This window comes from Mesorhizobium sp. BR1-1-2 (assembly GCF_020165435.1).
Taxonomy (GTDB): Bacteria; Pseudomonadota; Alphaproteobacteria; order Rhizobiales; family Rhizobiaceae; genus Mesorhizobium.
In genome coordinates this window covers 242,904-259,608 of the sequence record NZ_JAIUID010000006.1, presented here as the reverse complement: position 1 = coordinate 259,608, position 16,705 = coordinate 242,904, and the positions used below count along the sequence as shown (strand labels likewise).

Genomic DNA, 16,705 nt, shown 5'->3' with positions numbered 1-16,705 from the left:
CAGGACAGAGGGGGGCGCCTCGCGCCAGCATCTCAATCACGTCACACACCCCTACCGCTCCTGCTTCAGTGCGCTCTCGTGCCAGCGCCGCAAAATGAGATGGGAAATCAGCGACAGCACGAGGAAGATCAGGATGCCGGTCAGGGAGATCAGGAACAGTGCCGCGAACAGCCTCGGCGCGTTGAGCCGGTAGCCGGCCTCGATGATGCGCGAGGCGAGCCCTGACGACTGGCCGGTAGCGCCGGCCACGAACTCGGCCACCACGGCGCCGATCAGCGACAGGCCGCCGGCGATCTTCAGCCCGCCGAGGAAATACGGCATCGCCGCCGGCAGCCTGAGATAGCGCAATTGCTGCCAGCGCGTCGCGCCGTTGAGCTTGAACAGGTCGCGCAGATTGCGGTCGACGGAGTTGAGGCCGAGGGTGGTGTTGGAGAGGATCGGAAAGAAGGCGACGATCCAGGCGCAGAGCAGAAGCTTGGTTGTCTGGTTGTCGACATAGATGTTGATCAGCGGGAAGATGGCCACGATCGGCGTCACTTGCAGCACGATGGCGAAGGGAAAGAACGACATCTCCACCCATTTCGATTGTGCGAACAGCACTGCCAGCCCGACGCCGCCGATGACGGCAAGGAGCAGGCTGAGGAAGGTGATGCGCAAGGTGACCAGCAGTGCGGAGAACAGCAGGCCGGCGTCGTTGTAGAGCGTTGCCAGCACCACGCCGGGTCGCGGCAGTATGTATTGCGGAATTTCGTTCCACACGCAGATACGGTCCCACAGCCAGATCGCCAGGATCATGATCGCCAGCGGCAGGACCCAGCGGCCGATCCGCTCGAGCCGCTCCTGGCGCGCGCGGCGTGCTTCCTCGGGGTCGAGTTTCAACGCACTGTCAATGGCCGTCATGATGCGAGCCTGCAATTGAATTGATGGCTTTGACCAGCACGTCGGAAGTCTGCCGGCACAGCGCCGCATAATCGGGTGAGGTGCGAAAGGCCTCGTCGCGCGGATAGGCCGCATCGATGGCAAGCTCGTCGAACACCCTGCCTGGCCGCGCCGCCATCACGACAACCCTGTTGGACAAAAAAACGCTTTCGAAGACGCTATGCGTGACGAAGACCACGGTGAAGCGCTCGTCCTGCCATAGCTCCAGGAGATCGTTGTTGAGCTTGAAGCGGGTGATTTCGTCGAGCGCCGCGAACGGCTCATCCATCAAAAGCACGCGCGGCTTGGTCACCAGGGCCCGCGCGATCGAGACACGCATCTTCATGCCACCCGACAGTTCGCGCGGCACGGCGTTCTCGAAGCCGGTGAGATGAACCCTTGCCAGCATCTCGGTCACCACTGGTGCCGCCTTGGCGCGGCTGACGCCTTTCAGTCTAAGCGGCAGCCAGACATTGTCGAAGACGCTGGCCCAGGGCAGCAATGTCGGCTCCTGGAATACGAAGCCGATGTTGGAGCGGTCGAGCGAACCGCCCGCACGCCAGTCGAGCATGCCGGAGGTCGGCGTCGCCAGGCCGGCGATCAGCCGCAGCGCCGTCGATTTGCCGCAGCCGGACGGCCCGAGCAGGCTGAGGAAATCCCCTTCCCGGATCGTCAGGTCGACGTCGGCGAGCGCCGTCACGCCATTGGAAAAGACCTTGCCGACGCCGCGCAGCGCCAGCAAGGAGGCCGAAGCCTTCACCGGCGCTTGCGCCACCTTTTCTTGCATCATGCCGGAACGGCCTATTTCTTCAGTTCGAGTCCGACGCCCTTATTGACGAAGGCCACCGTGTAGGCTTTCGTGATGTCGATGCCGGCGGGCGTGACCTTGGCCTTGACCATCTTGTCGTAAAAACTCTTGATCCGCGCCTCGTTCATAGCGCCGATGCCGAGCTTCTCGGTGTCGCCGGAATCGGCCAGGCCGAACTTCTTCATCTGCTCGATCGAGAAAGCGATCTGCTCATCCGTCATGTCAGGATTGTCTTTCTTGATCATGTCGTTGGCGGCCTTGTTGTCGCCGTAGAGATATTTGTACCAGCCCTTGGCCGAGCCATCGACGAAGCACTGGACCACCTCCGGCTTCTTGTCGATCGTGTCCTGCATCACCTCGATCGTCGTCGAATAGGTGTCCCAGCCATAGTCGGCGAGCAGGAACTGGTTGGGCACGAAGCCGCCTTCCTTTTTGACCGCGAACGGCTCGGAGGTGACATAGCCTTGCTGGATCGACTTCTTGTTGGCGAGGAAGGGAGCAGTGTTGTAGGTGTAGGGCACGCGCTTGGCCGCGTCGAAGCCGAGTTCGATGATCATCCACTGGAAGAAGGTCTGCGCGCCCTCGTCGCCCAGAATGTATTGCTCGGCGTTCTTCAGGTCCTCCCATTTGTCCAGCCCCTCGCCGGGATGGGACATGATGACCTGCGGATCCTTCTGGAAATCGGCCGCCACCACGCGCATCGGAATGCCTTGCTGGACGGCGTCGAAGGCCGACAGCAGGTTGCCGCCCATGTAGAAATCGATCTTGCCGGCCAGGAGCATCGGCCGGCCGCTGACCTGCGGGCCGCCCTGCATGATGGTGACGTCGAGGCCGCAGGCGGCATAGGTGCCGTCGGCCACGGCCTGGTAGTAGCCGCCATGTTCCGGCTCGGCCAGCCAGTTGGTGCCGAAGGTGACTTTTTCATTTGCCGCGGCACCAAGCGTGCTCGCCGCAAGCACGGCCACCGCCGCTACCGACATCTTCAGTTTTCCGTACATCGACACCACCACCCTTTGTTTGCTCCGGCGCGCCACGCGCCAGGCTCGACACCAGAGATTCAAGAAGCAAGACACATGCCACCGGCGTCTCGCGCCGGGACCCGCCCGCCTGCACCACAGCCATCTGCGAACGCCGGAAAGGTCGTGCTGCACCGGAGGCATCGTGCCTATTTTTTAAACGCCTGTCCACAATCGCACCGGCGACATGCACCGCCATCTTGATGGTACGAGGCATCCGGTCCTAGGCTGCCACAGACAGGAGATTGCCATGTTCAAATTTCTGAAGCCAAAGTCGATCAAGCCGCCCTTTGCGCGCTACAGCCACGGCGTCGAGGTGCCGGCTGGAAAGCGTCTGATTCTGTGCTCGGGCCAACTCGGCATCCGTTTCGACGATTTCGTTCCGGAAGACGCCGGCGCCCAGGCCGAGCTTTGCTTCGCCAACATAATCGCCATTTTGGCCGAGGCCGGATTGGGGCTGAAGGATATTGTGCGCATCAACGCCTTCGTGACCGATCGCGCTCATCTCCAATCCTACATGGATGTCCGCAACAGCCTGTTCTCCGATCCCGCACCGGCCTCGACGCTGATGATCGTATCGGGGTTTGCCCGGCCGGAATTCAAGGTCGAGGTGGAAGTGCTGGCGGCAGGGTGATCGACAGGCAGTCCGTCCCGCGCTAGGTCTGCCCGGACAATTGAAGAGGCACGACATGACTGCGAAGAAACGCGTGTGGTGGGGCGACTACCGGACAACCGAATATGCCTCGATCAATCCTGAGGCGACAATCGCCGTGCTGCCGGTGGCGGCGATCGAGCAGCATGGACCGCATCTGCCTGTCTCGACCGATACTTCGATCATGAACGGCATGCTCGACACGGTCATCGCTCGCCTGCCCGACGATCTCGACATCCGCATCCTTCCGATCCAGGCGGTGGGCAAATCGAACGAGCATCTGCATGCGCCGGGCACCCTCACTCTGCCAGCGACGACGCTGGTGGAGGCCTGGACCGAGCTTGGCGTTTCGATCGCGCGGGCCGGCGTGCGCAAGCTGGTCGTCGTCAATTCGCATGGCGGCAATGAGGAGATCATGGGCATCGTCACGCGCGAATTGCGGGTGCGCGAAAGGATGCTGGCGGTCAAGACCAGCTGGCAGCGCTTTGGCCGCCCGGCCGGCATGTACACCGAACTTGAAGACCGCCACGGCATCCATGGCGGCGACGTCGAGACGTCGCTGATGCTGCATTTCCGGCCGGATCTGGTCGACGTGAGCAAGGCCGACAATTTCGTGTCCAATGTCGCGAAGGCCGAGAAGGAATTCTCGCTGCTGCGCCACACCGGCACCCATGCCTTCGCGTGGATCGCCAGCGACTTGAATCCGAACGGCGTGGTCGGCGATGCCAGCATCGCGACCCCTGAAAAAGGCCGGCTGACCGCGGAATATCAGGCCGACGGCTTCATCGGCCTGCTGCGGGATGTTCACAAGGCGAAGCTGGCAGACTGGCTGAAGTAGCCGCCTAAATATCGATCTTCAGTTCGAAGGGCGTGCCCTCGAAAGCGTCGGCGCCGCGCCCGATCGCTTCGATCGCCGCGATCATGCGGCCGTCGCGTGCGAGCAAGGCATCGGCCACCGCGATCAGCCGCGGATTGGGCGTCGCCGATGGCGACAGCATCCGCAACGTCCGGGCCAGTTCGGCCTCGTCGCGTTTCGGTGCCAGCGCGGCGGCGATGATATAGGCGGAGGCTGTCGAGCGGCTGATGCCGGCATAGCAATGCACCACCATCGGTCTCGCCCGGTCCCAGCGGCGCGCGAAATCAAGCAAATTTCGCACATGCTCCTCGCCCGGCATCGTCATGCCATCCTGCGCCACCGCGATGTCGTGCATGACCAGGTGCAGATGATTTTCCCTCATGATCGAGGCTGGGCGGAGCACATCGGTACCCGCGGCCAACAGCGACAGCAGCCGCTCGGCGCCGGTCCTCGCCACCGTTTCCTCTACCTTTGCCAGCGAGCAGACATGGATCATGGTTTGATGCCTTTTGCTCGATCCTCGCGCCGCATCGCCCATTCGGCAAGGGCGGATTCCAGTCGCGCCCACTCCTCGTCGTTTCCCGGCAGGCCGGCCCGCAGGACGTGTGGGCGGTCGGTGAAATGGCGAAGCAGGATGCCGCGTTCGCCAAGCGCTGCAAACAAGCCGGCGGCCTCCGGCAGGCTGAAATAGCGGAACAATGTGGTGCCGCCCGCGACAGGCACGCCGAAACGACCGAACAGTGCGTCGAGTCGAGCCGATGCCTCCGCCAGCGACGCGCGCATTTCGTCCTGCCAGCCGATATCGCCAAGTGCGCGAATGCCATATTCCAGCGCCGGGCCGGCGACAGCCCAAGGTCCGAATTGCATTTCAAGCCGTTGGGCCGTCGGCGCATCGGCAAGCGCAAACCCAAGCCGCAGGCCGGCCAGCCCGAAAAACTTGCCGAAAGAGCGCAGCACGACGATGCCGCCCTGGCCGACATCGCCGGCAAGGCTGTGTTCGCGCGGGCCGACATCCATGAACGCCTCGTCGACGACCAGCAGCCCGCCCTTGGCGCGCAAACCGGCGGCCAGCGCCAGCAGCCGATCGCGCTCGACGATGCGCCCATCCGGGTTGTTCGGATTGACCACGATGGCAAGGTCGGCATTCGCCAGATCAGCGAAATCGCTGACTTCGGTCACCTCGTGCCCCGCGATCGCCGCCGCGCGGGCATGTTCGGCATAGGTCGGCCCCAGCACCAGCGCCCTGCCCGGTGCGACCAGCGAAGCCACGCGCGGCAGCAGGATCTGCGTGCCGGGCGCAGCCACGACGTTGGCAGGCGCCGGCGCGCCGTAGGTACCGGCCGCGATCGCCGTCAGCTCACGCGCCCGCCCTGCTTCCGGCAATCGCGACAGCGAGGTGGCGGGCAGCTCGAAAAGCGGGTAGGAGTGCGGATTGATTCCGGTCGAGAGGTCGACGAAAGGCTGGGGGGCATTGGGGAAAAGCGCCCTTGCCCGGCCGAGACTTCCACCATGGTCCACCGCTCCTTCAAGAAGCTTCATGTCAGTCCTGATCGCTTTCCTGTCATTGGCCGTCGAATCCGCGCTGGGCTACCCCGACTGGCTGTTTCGCGCCATCGGCCATCCCGTGACGTGGTTCGGCAGGCTGATATCCTTTCTCGATCGCAGGCTCAACCGCGCCACTGATCCCGACGCACTGCGTCGCCAACGTGGTGTCCAGGCGCTTCTGGTCATCGTGCTGGTGCCGGCGCTAATTGGCCTGTGCGTGCAGATCCTGCTCTGGTTCGTTCCCCTGGGACTGTTCATCACTGCCCTTCTGGCGACATCGTTCCTGTCACAGCGGAGCCTTTATGAGCATGTCGAGGCCGTCGCCGACGCGCTCGACTCGGGCGGCCTCGACATGGGTCGAGCCGCCGTTTCGCGCATCGTCGGCCGCGATCCCGAAACCCTGGACCGGGCCGGCGTCTGCCGCGCCGCGATCGAGAGCCTGGCCGAGAATTTTTCCGACGGCATCGTTGCCCCCGCCTTCTGGACGGGCGTCGGCGGCCTTGCCGGCGGCGCCGCCTACAAGGCCGCCAACACCGCCGATTCCATGATCGGCCATCGCACGCCGCGCCACGAAGCGTTCGGCAGGGCGGCGGCACGTTTTGACGACTGGATCAATCTGCCTGCCTCGCGGCTGACGGCGCTGCTGATCGTGCTGGCGGCTTTCCTGGTCAAGGGAGCCGATCCCCGCAACGCGTGGGCTGCGGTGCAGCGCGATGCGAAAAAGCACCGCTCGCCCAATGCCGGCTGGCCGGAGGCGGCGATGGCCGGCGCACTCGGCCTGGCGCTCGCCGGGCCGCGCAGCTATGGCGGCGTAACGGTCGACGACGCGTTCATGGGCGAAGGCGGCCGGCGCGAAGCCGAGAGCATCGATATAAGGCGGGCGCTGAAACTCTACCGGGTCGCCGACTACCTGCTGATCGCGCTGTTCGGGTTGGTTTCGCTGCTCGCGATTCTGGCGTTCTAGAACTCTATCCCTTGCTGCGCCTTCACGCCGGCCGCAAAATGGTGCTTGGTCAGCCCCATCTCGGTGACCAGATCGGCCGCCTCGACCAGCGCCGGCTTGGCATTGCGGCCGGTGACGACGACGTGCAGGCCCTCGCGGCGCGCTTTCAGCGCGGCGACCACCTTGTCGAGATCGAGATACTCGTAGCGCAGCGCGATATTGAGTTCGTCGAGCACGACGAGACGGATCGACGGATCGGCCATCAGCTCCAGCGCCTTGGCCCAGGCGGCCTCGGCAGCCGCGATGTCGCGCTTCAGATCCTGCGTCTCCCAGGTGAACCCCTCACCCATCGCGTGCCAGACGACGCGGTCGCCGAACGCAGCGAAGGCCTCCTTCTCACCCGTATGCCATTTGCCCTTGATGAACTGGACGACGCCGACGCGCTTGCCGTAGCCGAGCATCCGCAACGCCAGACCGAAGGCAGCCGTGGTCTTGCCCTTACCCGGACCGGTGTTGACGATCAGCAGCCCCTTTTCAACCGTCTTGCCCGCCACCTCGGCATCCTGCACCGCCTTGCGCTTGGCCATCTTGGCGCGGTGGCGCTCTTCGTCCTTTTCGTCGATGTCGGTCATGTCACTTCACCTTGAGCGGCAGCCCCGCCACCATCAAAAGCACGGTATCGGCAATCGCGGCGACCTGCTGGTTGAGCCGGCCGGCGGCGTCGCGGAACCGGCGTCCCAGCGCATTGTCGGGCACGATCCCTTGCCCGACCTCGTTGGTTACCACGAACCAGGGGCCACGCGGCCGCGACAGCAGCTCAGCCAGCCGCCGGCATTCGGCCTCCACATCATGATCGGCCAGCATGTGATTGGTCAGCCAGAGCGTCAGGCAATCAACAAGCACCGGCTGGTTGTCGGGCAAGGCCTCAAGCGCACCGACAAGGTCGAGCGGTGCATCGATCGTCATCCAGCCTTCACCGCGTCGCGACCGATGCAGCGCGATACGCTGCCGCATCTCGTCGTCATAGGCTTGCGCCGTGGCGATGTAGGCCCATGGCGAAGGCAAGGCCGTCATCAGCGTTTCGGCGTGCGCGCTCTTGCCGGAGCGCGCACCACCGATGATGAAGGTCAGTCTTCCGCGATCAGGCAAAGCTGTCGCGCAGGCTCGTCGCGCGGCCGGTGAAGCGTCCACGCACCACGCCGACGGCAGCGCCGAGCACGAGCCAGAACACCAGGTTGGTCACTGTCACCGCCACCACGAACTGATGGTGCAGGCCTTCCGGGATCGGCGTCTCGAAACTGTCGGGCTGCGGCGCGCCGACAATATGCGGCGCGACGATCAACACCACGCCCAGTATCGCCAGCGGCAGTGATTTGCGGAAGGCGATCAGGGCAAGGCCGATCGCCGTCGCCGCCACCGTTGCCGTCCACCAGATCTGGCGCGGCAGAAGCTCGGCGGCGGGCATGGCCGGCAGTTCCGGCGGCAGGCCGAGACCCGGCGCCAGGGTGAACACGGCAAAGCCGGCCAGTCCCCAGAACACGCCCTGGCGCCAGTTGCCGATGCCGCCCGCGAATTCCGAAACCGCGACCAGGACCAGCGCGAAGCCGATGCCGGTGACGATGTTGGCAAGCACGCTGAAGGCGAAGCGCTCGAAGCCGTCGGCCGGCGCCCAGCCTTCCTCTTCCGCCGGAGCAGCTTCAGCGGCTGCCGGCGCCGCGGAGCTCATGGCGTTGCCCGCCGGGGCGGCAGCGCTCATGGCGTTGTTGTCGGTCGCGGCCGGTGCGGCATGGTCGTGGTGATGGCCGCCGCCCGCCTGTTCGTAGACTTCCGCCTTCAGGATCAGCGGCACGGTGGCATAGGCCTGCATGCAGGCGAGAACGACGCCGGCCACGAGCCCTGCGATCGCCGCGACGAACACGACGTTGCGAAACAGGTTCATGATGTCAAATCCCTATCAGTGGCAGGGAAACGCCATCGAGTGGCGATAGTCGTGCGCGGCATTGTGGACCGCGTCGATATGCGAGAAACCGACAAAGCCGACGACGAAAATGCCGAGCAGCGCCGCGAGCGCGAGCTGCATGAGGCGCGACTGCGAGGAGATGGAGGCGCCGAGGGAGACGGAAGCGGTATTCATGTCTTGTCCTTTCACCCTCCACCCGAGGGCATCGAAGTCAGTTTCCTGTCGCCGGCAGGTCTCCTGGCTCGCGGATCAGCGCCCTTCCCCACCTTCCCGAAGAAAATCTTCAGTGGCATATGGAGAGGACTACCGCACACAGTTGCGGGGGCAGCCACGGCATTGGGCAGCAAATCTGCCCGCACCGCATTCCCTCTTGGCTCCAATCGGAACCGACGACGAAGGTGACTATAGGGAAAATCGCCGCATCCGGCAAACCAAATTCCGACGACGACAAGCGCTTTAGCGCCGTCCGGCCGCCTGCTCCGCTGCAATTGACAATTTCCGTGGCCGGGTGTCGGCTGCCATCCTCACAGGAGGCCAGCCATGCAGCCCGTCCAGAGCCCGCACCCCGCCTATAACGGCCTCACCCGGGCTGAGCCGACATTGCCGTCCTCGGCCTATTGGAATGCAGCGGCCTACCAGCGCGACCTCGACGCCATCTGGTACAGGAACTGGCTGCTCGTCTGCCGTGAAGCTGATCTCGCCCAACCACTGGCTTTCCGCACCTTCCGTGTCGGCACTCAGGAGATCGTCGTGCTGCGCGACGACACCGGCGAACTGCGCGCCTTCCACAACACCTGCCGGCATCGCGGCTCGCAGCTTTGCCAGGAAAGTGCTGGCCGGTTGAAGGCGCGGCTGATCACCTGCCCCTATCACGCATGGTCCTATTCGCTGCGCGGCGATCTCGTACGCGTGCCGTCGAAAACGCTGCCCGACGGTTTCGACAAGGCGGACCATCCGCTCTATCGCGTCGCGCTGTCGGTCTGGCGCGGCTTCGTCTTCGTCAATCTCGCCGAGGATGCGGCCGGTTCGGCGCAATCATCCTTCGACCCGGCCTCCGGCGATCTCGGCAACTGGCCGCTGGAAAGCCTCGTGTCAGGCCATGTGCTGCGCAAGGTGATGGATTGCAACTGGAAGATCTTCTGGGAGAACTTCAACGAATGCCTGCACTGCCCGGGCGTCCACAAGGACCTGTCGCGACTGGTGCCGATCTATGGCCGAGGCCTGATGGGCCGGCACGACGATCCTGAATGGACGCGCCACGCCGATAATGACGCGCCGGAGTTTTCCGGCGGGCTGCGGGCGGGTGCCGAAACATGGTCGCGTGACGGTCAGGCGCATGGGCCGGTCTTTTCGGGCCTGACACCGGCCGAGCGCGCCGCCGGCCAGACCTATGCCACCAGCCTGCCCTCGATGTTCATCGTCGGCCACGTCGACTATGTCAGGTCCGTTCGGCTGGTGCCGCTTGGCCCCGAACAGACCGAGTTGACCGCCGAATGGCTGTTCGCGCCCGACGCGCTCGCCGCCACCGACATCGACAATATCGTCGGCTTCGGCACCCAGGTGCTGGAGGAGGATGCCGCGATCTGCGAGGTCAACCAGAAAGGGCTGCGCTCCATGCGCCACAAGGCCGGCGTGCTGATGCCGGAGGAATACGACCTTCACCGCTTCCACGACTGGGTACGCGAACGGCACGCTGCGCTTGTGCCGTAAGCTTCACAGCGACTTCGGCAGATACCGCCAGGTGACATAGCCGCAGACCGCCGCAAGCAGGCCGAGCGTGACGAAAACCGAGCCGAGGCCGAAAAAGGCCAGCACCACCGAATAGACCAGCGGCGGCGTCAGTTCGGAAAAATCGAGATAGGTGCGGTAGACCGCAGCCATCTGCGCCCGCTCGTAAGAGCGCACGGAGCGCATGAAGGCGGTCGAGCCCAGCGCGTCGAGCGCGATGGTGAAGAAGGCGCCGCAGAGCAGGAAGGCGCCGGTAATGAGTGGCGCGCTTTCGCCGACGGCACCCGCCGCCAGCAGCATCGCCGACATGGCGAAATAGGCAAATGTCATGGTCCTGCGGCCGCCGAAGCGCTTGCCCGCCTTGCCCCAGAAAATCGCCATGAACAAAAGCGCGTTGCCCGCCGAAACCAGAATGCCGCCGGCCAGTTCGCCCTCACCGGTGATGACCATGAACAGCGGTCCGTAGACGAAGAAGGTCGTCCAGAAGCAGGAGCGGCCGAAGGCGATCAGCCAGGCCAGCCTCAGCCTCGGCTGCGCGACGAAGCGACCGATATTGGCGAGCGGGTTGACCGGGCGCGTCTTGCCCGGCCGGATCGAGGGATTGTCGCCGAGCCGGTAGGTCCAGAACAACGCCAGCAGGGCCAAGGCGAATACGGCGACCGCGCCATGCGCGGCATAGATGCCGAAGCGCGTGTAGAGAAAGATGCCGAGCGTCGGCCCACCCGTCCAGGCAAACATCGACCACGCCATGCGCAGCGATTCGGCCTGCATGAAATCGGTCTTGCGGATGTGGTCCATGATATAGAGGTTGAGCGTGATCGACAGCGCGCTGGCGCCCATGACACGGCACAGCATGCCGGCCAGTTGCCCGGCGAGCGTATGCGTGACGAAGAACAACGAGCCGATCGCCAGCAGGCAGGCGCCCGCCGTGTAGACCCAGCGCCGGGCGAAGCGCTGGATCAGCATCGGCATGAACAAGGTCACCGACAGGCCGAGCATCGCCACAATGGTGTAGAGGATCGAGACGATCTGCTCGTTGTGGAGGATCTCGTAGGCCTGGATCGGGATGACGCTCGACACCGTGGCGCGAGCGAAGGATTCGACCGCGTAGAGCGAGGCGAAGGTGCGCGCATCCGCGGCCTTGAGGGCCGGTAGCCAGATCGGATGGCGCACATGCGTGGACATTGCTTCCCCAAAGCAGAATCACTGGCCAAATCTGCGGCCATCATTTCGCGGCCGGTAACAGGAAACCGACGTGCCCCGGTTAAAACGAAGCCGGTCAAAGGCTTTCCGCTGCTGGCCTAAAGGCGCGCCTGACACAGCGCCGGCTGACCGTCCGTATCGAAGCTCACGGCCTTCTTTTGTCCGGCGTAACCGTGATAGTCCTCGTGCGGGGCTGAATCAGATCGCGAGACCATGAGCATCCAGACGCCGACCATGCCCGCCGCGGAGTTGCCGAAGACCAAGCGCATCGTCGCCATCGACATGCTGCGCGGCATCGCGCTGATCGCCATGGCGAGCTACCATTTCACCTGGGACCTGGAATTCTTCGGCTACACCGATCCCGGCCTGACCGCCTTCGGCTGGTGGAAGTTCTATGCTCGCTGCATCGCCTCGACCTTCCTGTTCCTGGTCGGCGTCAGCCTGTATCTCGCCCATGGCAAAGAGATCCGCTGGAGCGGCTTCTGGAGACGCTTTGCCATGGTCGCCGGAGCGGCGATCGCCATTTCGGTCGCCACCCGTATCGCCACGCCGGACGGGTGGATCTTCTTTGGCATCCTGCACCAGATCGCGCTGGCGAGCCTGCTTGGGCTGGCATTCCTGCGTCTGCCGGCGCTGCTCACACTGCTGATCGCCGCGGTGGTCATCGCCATTCCCTTCTATTTTCGGCTGGAATCGTTCGATCACCCCTGGCTGTGGTGGGTCGGCCTTTCCGCGGTCAACCCGCACTCCAACGACTATGTCCCGTTGTTCCCGTGGTTCGGTGCGGTGCTTGTGGGCCTCGGAGCGACCAAGCTCGCCTCCGGCTTCGGCGCCTTGGCGCGCCTGGCGGATGTGGCACCCGGGCGCTGGTCCTACCCGCTGGTCTTCATCGGCCGGCATAGCCTGGCCTTCTACCTGATCCATCAGCCGCTGCTGATCGGCAGTGTCTGGTTGTTCTCGCAAGTAATGCCGGCCAAGGTCGAAACCCCGCAGGTGAACTTTCTCAAGACCTGCCAGATCTCGTGCGAACAGCAGCGCGACAGCAAGTTCTGTTCGAGCTATTGTGGGTGCATGCTGGACACGCTGGAGGGCGAGGCCACGCTTGATCGGCTCTACAAAAACGACCAGACCGCCGAATGGAGAGCGCATCTGGCGGATCTCGCCGGCACCTGCACGGCCCAGACCGACAGCAAGATGACGGAGGAAGGTGTCGAATGACCGAGACCCCGCCCAAACCTGGGCTGATACCGTGGCCGCCGCTGATCTACATCGCCGCCATCGCCATCAGCATCGCGCTCGGCCTGCTCTTTCCCCTGCCCTGGATCGGCGACCTCCTGGGCGACCTCCTCTACGCGGCCGGCTGGGTGGCGCTGTTCGGCGTCGCCGCACTCTGGTTCACCGCCATCCGCACCATGACGCGGGCCAAGACCACGCTCAACCCCAACGCCGTGCCGGACCATCTCGTCACCTCGGGTCCATTCGGCGTCAGCCGCAACCCGATGTATCTCGCCAACACGCTGCTGTTGATCGGCGTTGCCTTCATCTCCGGGATCGTCTGGTTCCTGCCGCTCGCCTTCATCGCCGCCTTCGTCACGCAGAAGGTCGCGGTGGAAAAGGAAGAAAAGATGCTGGCGGCAAAGTTCGGCAAGAAATACCGCGACTATGCCAAACGAGTGCGGCGCTGGATTTGAGCATCTGAATGCCGGCTGCCAGAGCCATATCGGGAAGATGACAGTTTCCGATTTGTGGCGGAGACCAACAATTTGTCGACGTCGGCGCCGTCCCTCACCTGCCGACCGGCATCCTCTCCCGTATAGTGACGGGGAGAGGAGCGCTGTCATCGGCGGTTTCGCCAATCGCCAATGTTGCAGGAAGGAGGCCGAGATTACGGCCAGCCCCCTTCTCCCGTCACTATACGGGGAGAAGTGCCCGGGAAGGCCGCTACGTGTTCACGCCCAGCTCGACCAGCCGCTCGACGCAGGATTCCTCGGCCTGATCGAGTTCGGCCAATGTCTCCTCGAGGTCGCGACGCTTTTGCCTCAGATCCTCGCGCTTTTCCTCGATGCGCTTGATCATCAGCTTCAGCTGGCCGACCTCGCCAGGCGGCTCCTTGTACATCTGGATGATTTCGCGGATCTCGTTGATCGAGAAGCCGAGCCGTTTTCCGCGCATGATCTGCCGGATCAGGTGTCGGTCGGATGGACGAAACAGCCGCGTGCGGCCCCGCCGCACCGGCTGCACCAGCCCCTCGTCCTCGTAGAAGCGCAAGGTCCGCGTCGACACGTCGAATTCGCGCGTCAGCTCGGTGATCGAATAATATTCCCGCATTCTCACCCCATAGCCGGAGATTGGCGATTGCTGCTCTCCGTCCGCCGCAGACCTGCCGGAATCGGCCGCAGTCTGCCTGTCGCCGAGCCTCGCACGGCATTTACGTAAAAGTCAATTGAGCCGGATCAACGGACGCCGAACCACCACGTGGCAAGGCCGAGAAAAGCGAAGAAGCCAACGACGTCGGTGACCGTGGTGACGAAGACCGCCGAAGCGACCGCGGGATCGACCTTGAAGCGGTCGAGCAGCAGCGGGATCAGGATGCCGGCAAGAGCCGCAACGAACATGTTGATGATCATGGCCGCGGCGATGATGCCTCCCAGATTGGCATCGCGGAACCAGACGGCGGCGACGATGCCGATCAGTATGGCGAAAACGATGCCGTTGATGAAACCGACGCCCATCTCGCGACGGATGATGCGGCCGGCATTGTAGATGTCGAGATCCCTTGTCGCCAGCGCCCGCACGGTAACGGTCATGGTCTGCGAGCCGGCATTGCCGCCCATGCCGGCCACGATCGGCATCAGCACGGCAAGCGCCACGATGCGCTCGATCGTATGGTCGAACAGGCCGATCACCGATGCCGCGAGGAAGGCGGTCAGGAGATTGACAAGCAGCCATGGAACACGCGAACGCGAGGTCGAAAAGATGCTGTCGGAAAGCTCTTCGTCGCCGACGCCGCCCATGCGCAGGAGATCTTCCTCGGCTTCCTGCTGGATGACGTCGACGACGTCGTCGATGGTCAGCACGCCGACCAGCCGCTCGTTCTCGTCGACGACGGCGGCCGACAGAAGGTCATATTGCTCGAACTCCCGCGCGGCCTCTTCCTGGTCCATCGTGGCCGGAATGGCATGCCGCGTCTCATGCATGACCTCCTCGACCTTGACCGAGCGCTTGGTGCGCAGGATCTGGTCGAGGTCTATGGCGCCAAGCAGCTTGAAGCTCGGGTCGATGACGAAGATCTGGCTGAAGCGGTCGGGAAGGTTCTTGTCCTCGCGCATGTAGTCGATGGTCTGGCCGACGGTCCAGAACGGCGGCACCGCGACGAACTCCGTCTGCATGCGCCGCCCGGCGGTCTCCTCGGGGTAGTCGAGCGAGCGACGGAGCCTGATCCGCTCGGTAAACGGCAGCTGCGACAGGATCTCGTCCTGGTCCTCCGGTTCGAGGTCCTCGAGGATGTAGACAGCGTCGTCGGAATCGAGTTCCTGCACCGCCTGGGCAATCTGCGCGTTGGGCAGATTGTCGACGATGTCCATGCGGATCGCCTCGTCGACCTCGGTCAGCGCGGAAAAATCGAAGTCGGCCCCCAAAAGCTCGACAAGGGCGCGCCGCTGGTCGGGATGCAGCGCCTCGATCAGGTCGCCCATTTCCGACTGGTGCAGGTCGTCGACCTCACGCTTGAGCGTGAGCGTATCGCGGTCGGCGATCGCCGCGCCGATCTGGGCGAGAAAGGACGAAAGGATAGCGCCGTCCTCACCGTAGATGTCGGCGTGGTGTTCGTCAGCGATCCCAGCGCCGGTCGTCCGTTCGTCCTGGCCTTCCACCAGCGCCTCCCGCCATTGCAATCCTGGAAAAGGTGCGTCTCAGGTCTAGAACATCGGACCCGAAAGTGGAAACCGGTTTCGGGAAAATCCGACGCTCAAAAAGAAACTGGCGTAACGCGCGGGAATATCAAACGAAATGCGCGGTGCCGTAGGGCTGGAGGTGCCGCTACAAATGAGATTCTGGGAAGAGAGAATGGTGCGGTCGAGAAGACTCGAACTTCCACGGGTTGCCCCACAGCGACCTCAACGCTGCGCGTCTACCAATTCCGCCACGACCGCACGTGGTAGGAGCCGGAACCGACCGGCTCGCGGCGTGTAGCAAATCGTTTCCGGCGAAACAAGTGCGCCCCGAGCATTTAATCGCTGGGAATTGCCATAACGGATCAAAGCGCCAAAATGCACCGCGAACTGGACGTTTCGGCCCGATATCGCCATATGGAGTACAACAAGAGACACCCCATGCCAGAACGCAGCCAGATCGCCACGTCGTTCCTGCCTTTGCCCGGTTCGGCGCCCGTCGAATGGGCGATCGAGCCCGGCCTCACCGCCTACCCCGAAGCGCTCGCCTTCATGGAGGCGCGCGCCGAAGCGATCCGCAGCGGAGCCGCCGGCGAGATGGTCTGGCTGGTCGAGCATCCGCCCCTCTATACCGCCGGCACCAGTGCGCGCAGCGAGGACCTGATCGACGCCAACCGGTTCCCGGTGTTTTCGGCCGGCCGCGGCGGCGAATACACCTATCATGGGCCGGGCCAGCGCGTCGCCTACGTCATGCTCGACCTGAAACGCCGCCGCGAGGATGTGCGCGCCTTCGTCGCCGCCCTCGAACAATGGATCATCGGCACGCTGGCCGCCTTCAACGTCAATGGCGAGCGCCGTGAGGATCGCGTCGGCGTCTGGGTGGTGCGGCCCGATCGCCCTGCCCTGCCGGACGGCTCTGCCGCCGAAGACAAGATCGCCGCCATCGGTATTCGGCTCAGGCGCTGGGTGAGTTTTCACGGCATCGCCATCAATGTCGAGCCGGACCTCGGCCATTTCAGCGGTATCGTGCCGTGCGGCGTGCAGGACCACGGCGTCACCAGCCTCGTCGATCTCGGGCTGCCGGTGACGATGGCCGATCTCGATCTGGCGCTGAAATCAGCGTTCGAGGACGTCTTCGGCCCGGCTACGGCCTTACCGTTGGAAACAGTCCGCGAGGCCGGCTGAA

Annotated in this window: 19 protein-coding genes, 1 tRNA gene and 1 riboswitch; of the genes, 7 read left to right on the top strand and 13 right to left on the bottom strand. The window is 64.0% G+C overall.

Annotated features, from left to right (window positions below):
• Positions 1-51 precede the first annotated feature (51 nt).
• The 3 genes from LB551_RS16580 to LB551_RS16570 are packed head-to-tail and all read right to left on the bottom strand — an operon-like array spanning position 52 to position 2,724.
• Entirely contained in the window at positions 52-900 is an 849-nt protein-coding gene (locus tag LB551_RS16580) for an ABC transporter permease (RefSeq protein ID WP_224659881.1), read from the bottom strand.
• The gene (locus LB551_RS16575; protein ID WP_224659880.1) at positions 887-1,708 is read right to left on the bottom strand and encodes an ABC transporter ATP-binding protein; all 822 of its coding nucleotides are present in this window, start codon (positions 1,706-1,708) and stop codon (positions 887-889) included. Before LB551_RS16575 ends, LB551_RS16580 begins: the two co-directional genes overlap by 14 nt.
• 11 nt (positions 1,709-1,719) lie before the next feature.
• Positions 1,720-2,724, bottom strand: coding sequence for an ABC transporter substrate-binding protein (locus LB551_RS16570; protein WP_224659879.1), 1,005 nt, complete (start codon positions 2,722-2,724; stop codon positions 1,720-1,722).
• A 268-nt stretch (positions 2,725-2,992) separates the two neighbouring features.
• Between LB551_RS16570 and LB551_RS16565 the strand changes: the two genes are divergently transcribed.
• Both LB551_RS16565 and LB551_RS16560 read left to right on the top strand, forming a co-directional pair.
• Entirely contained in the window at positions 2,993-3,376 is a 384-nt protein-coding gene (locus tag LB551_RS16565; protein ID WP_140639074.1) for a RidA family protein, read from the top strand.
• Between the two features lie 55 nt (positions 3,377-3,431).
• Positions 3,432-4,232: a creatininase family protein gene (locus tag LB551_RS16560; protein ID WP_224627789.1), complete on the top strand. Its 801-nt coding sequence runs from the start codon at positions 3,432-3,434 to the stop codon at positions 4,230-4,232.
• A 4-nt stretch (positions 4,233-4,236) separates the two neighbouring features.
• On the opposite strand, the gene LB551_RS16555 is transcribed toward LB551_RS16560, so the two are convergent.
• Positions 4,237-4,746 (bottom strand): tyrosine phosphatase family protein, encoded by a 510-nt coding sequence (locus LB551_RS16555; RefSeq protein WP_224627787.1) that lies wholly within the window; start codon positions 4,744-4,746, stop codon positions 4,237-4,239.
• Positions 4,743-5,789 carry a threonine-phosphate decarboxylase CobD gene (gene cobD, locus LB551_RS16550; RefSeq protein WP_224659878.1) on the bottom strand — a complete coding sequence of 349 codons (1,047 nt, stop codon included), beginning with the start codon at positions 5,787-5,789 and terminating at the stop codon, positions 4,743-4,745. Before cobD ends, LB551_RS16555 begins: the two co-directional genes overlap by 4 nt.
• Between cobD and cbiB the strand changes: the two genes are divergently transcribed.
• Positions 5,788-6,759 carry an adenosylcobinamide-phosphate synthase CbiB gene (cbiB, locus tag LB551_RS16545; RefSeq protein WP_224659877.1) on the top strand — a complete coding sequence of 324 codons (972 nt, stop codon included), beginning with the start codon at positions 5,788-5,790 and terminating at the stop codon, positions 6,757-6,759. The genes cobD and cbiB overlap by 2 nt on opposite strands.
• Here the strand turns inward: cbiB and cobO are convergent.
• From cobO to LB551_RS16525, 4 genes are read right to left on the bottom strand one after another with little or no spacing between them, the layout of a single operon-like run.
• A complete protein-coding gene (gene cobO, locus LB551_RS16540) occupies positions 6,756-7,370 on the bottom strand; it encodes a cob(I)yrinic acid a,c-diamide adenosyltransferase (RefSeq protein WP_224659876.1) in 615 nt (204 codons plus the stop codon). The two genes, cbiB and cobO, sit on opposite strands and share 4 nt — an antisense overlap.
• Before the next feature lies 1 nt (position 7,371).
• Positions 7,372-7,887, bottom strand: a complete 516-nt coding sequence (cobU, locus tag LB551_RS16535) for a bifunctional adenosylcobinamide kinase/adenosylcobinamide-phosphate guanylyltransferase (protein ID WP_224659875.1) — start codon at positions 7,885-7,887, stop codon at positions 7,372-7,374.
• Positions 7,880-8,677: a CbtA family protein gene (locus tag LB551_RS16530; protein ID WP_224659874.1), complete on the bottom strand. Its 798-nt coding sequence runs from the start codon at positions 8,675-8,677 to the stop codon at positions 7,880-7,882. The genes cobU and LB551_RS16530 overlap by 8 nt, the downstream gene beginning before the upstream one ends.
• 15 nt (positions 8,678-8,692) lie before the next feature.
• Positions 8,693-8,872: a CbtB domain-containing protein gene (locus tag LB551_RS16525; protein ID WP_224659873.1), complete on the bottom strand. Its 180-nt coding sequence runs from the start codon at positions 8,870-8,872 to the stop codon at positions 8,693-8,695.
• 35 nt (positions 8,873-8,907) lie between these two features.
• Positions 8,908-9,104, bottom strand: a riboswitch (cobalamin riboswitch).
• A 134-nt stretch (positions 9,105-9,238) separates the two neighbouring features.
• On the opposite strand from LB551_RS16525, the gene LB551_RS16520 reads away from it, so the two are divergent.
• Entirely contained in the window at positions 9,239-10,408 is a 1,170-nt protein-coding gene (locus tag LB551_RS16520) for an aromatic ring-hydroxylating oxygenase subunit alpha (RefSeq protein WP_224659872.1), read from the top strand.
• Between the two features lie 3 nt (positions 10,409-10,411).
• On the opposite strand, the gene LB551_RS16515 is transcribed toward LB551_RS16520, so the two are convergent.
• Positions 10,412-11,611 carry an MFS transporter gene (locus tag LB551_RS16515; RefSeq protein ID WP_140639084.1) on the bottom strand — a complete coding sequence of 400 codons (1,200 nt, stop codon included), beginning with the start codon at positions 11,609-11,611 and terminating at the stop codon, positions 10,412-10,414.
• 231 nt (positions 11,612-11,842) lie between these two features.
• Between LB551_RS16515 and LB551_RS16510 the strand changes: the two genes are divergently transcribed.
• Entirely contained in the window at positions 11,843-12,847 is a 1,005-nt protein-coding gene (locus tag LB551_RS16510; RefSeq protein WP_224659871.1) for a DUF1624 domain-containing protein, read from the top strand.
• Positions 12,844-13,320, top strand: a complete 477-nt coding sequence (locus LB551_RS16505; RefSeq protein WP_224627763.1) for a methyltransferase family protein — start codon at positions 12,844-12,846, stop codon at positions 13,318-13,320. The genes LB551_RS16510 and LB551_RS16505 overlap by 4 nt, the downstream gene beginning before the upstream one ends.
• A gap of 250 nt (positions 13,321-13,570) precedes the next feature.
• Here LB551_RS16505 and LB551_RS16500 read toward each other — a convergent pair whose 3' ends face one another.
• The 3 genes from LB551_RS16500 to LB551_RS16490 form a co-directional block, all read right to left on the bottom strand.
• Entirely contained in the window at positions 13,571-13,957 is a 387-nt protein-coding gene (locus tag LB551_RS16500) for a MerR family transcriptional regulator (protein WP_006203215.1), read from the bottom strand.
• A 125-nt stretch (positions 13,958-14,082) separates the two neighbouring features.
• Positions 14,083-15,501: a magnesium transporter gene (mgtE, locus tag LB551_RS16495; RefSeq protein ID WP_224659870.1), complete on the bottom strand. Its 1,419-nt coding sequence runs from the start codon at positions 15,499-15,501 to the stop codon at positions 14,083-14,085.
• A 194-nt stretch (positions 15,502-15,695) separates the two neighbouring features.
• Positions 15,696-15,780, bottom strand: a tRNA-Leu gene (locus LB551_RS16490).
• A gap of 180 nt (positions 15,781-15,960) precedes the next feature.
• On the opposite strand from LB551_RS16490, the gene lipB reads away from it, so the two are divergent.
• Complete coding sequence (lipB, locus tag LB551_RS16485) at positions 15,961-16,704, top strand: lipoyl(octanoyl) transferase LipB (protein ID WP_140896111.1); 744 nt, start codon at positions 15,961-15,963, stop codon at positions 16,702-16,704.
• The last annotated feature ends 1 nt before the right edge of the window (position 16,705 follow it).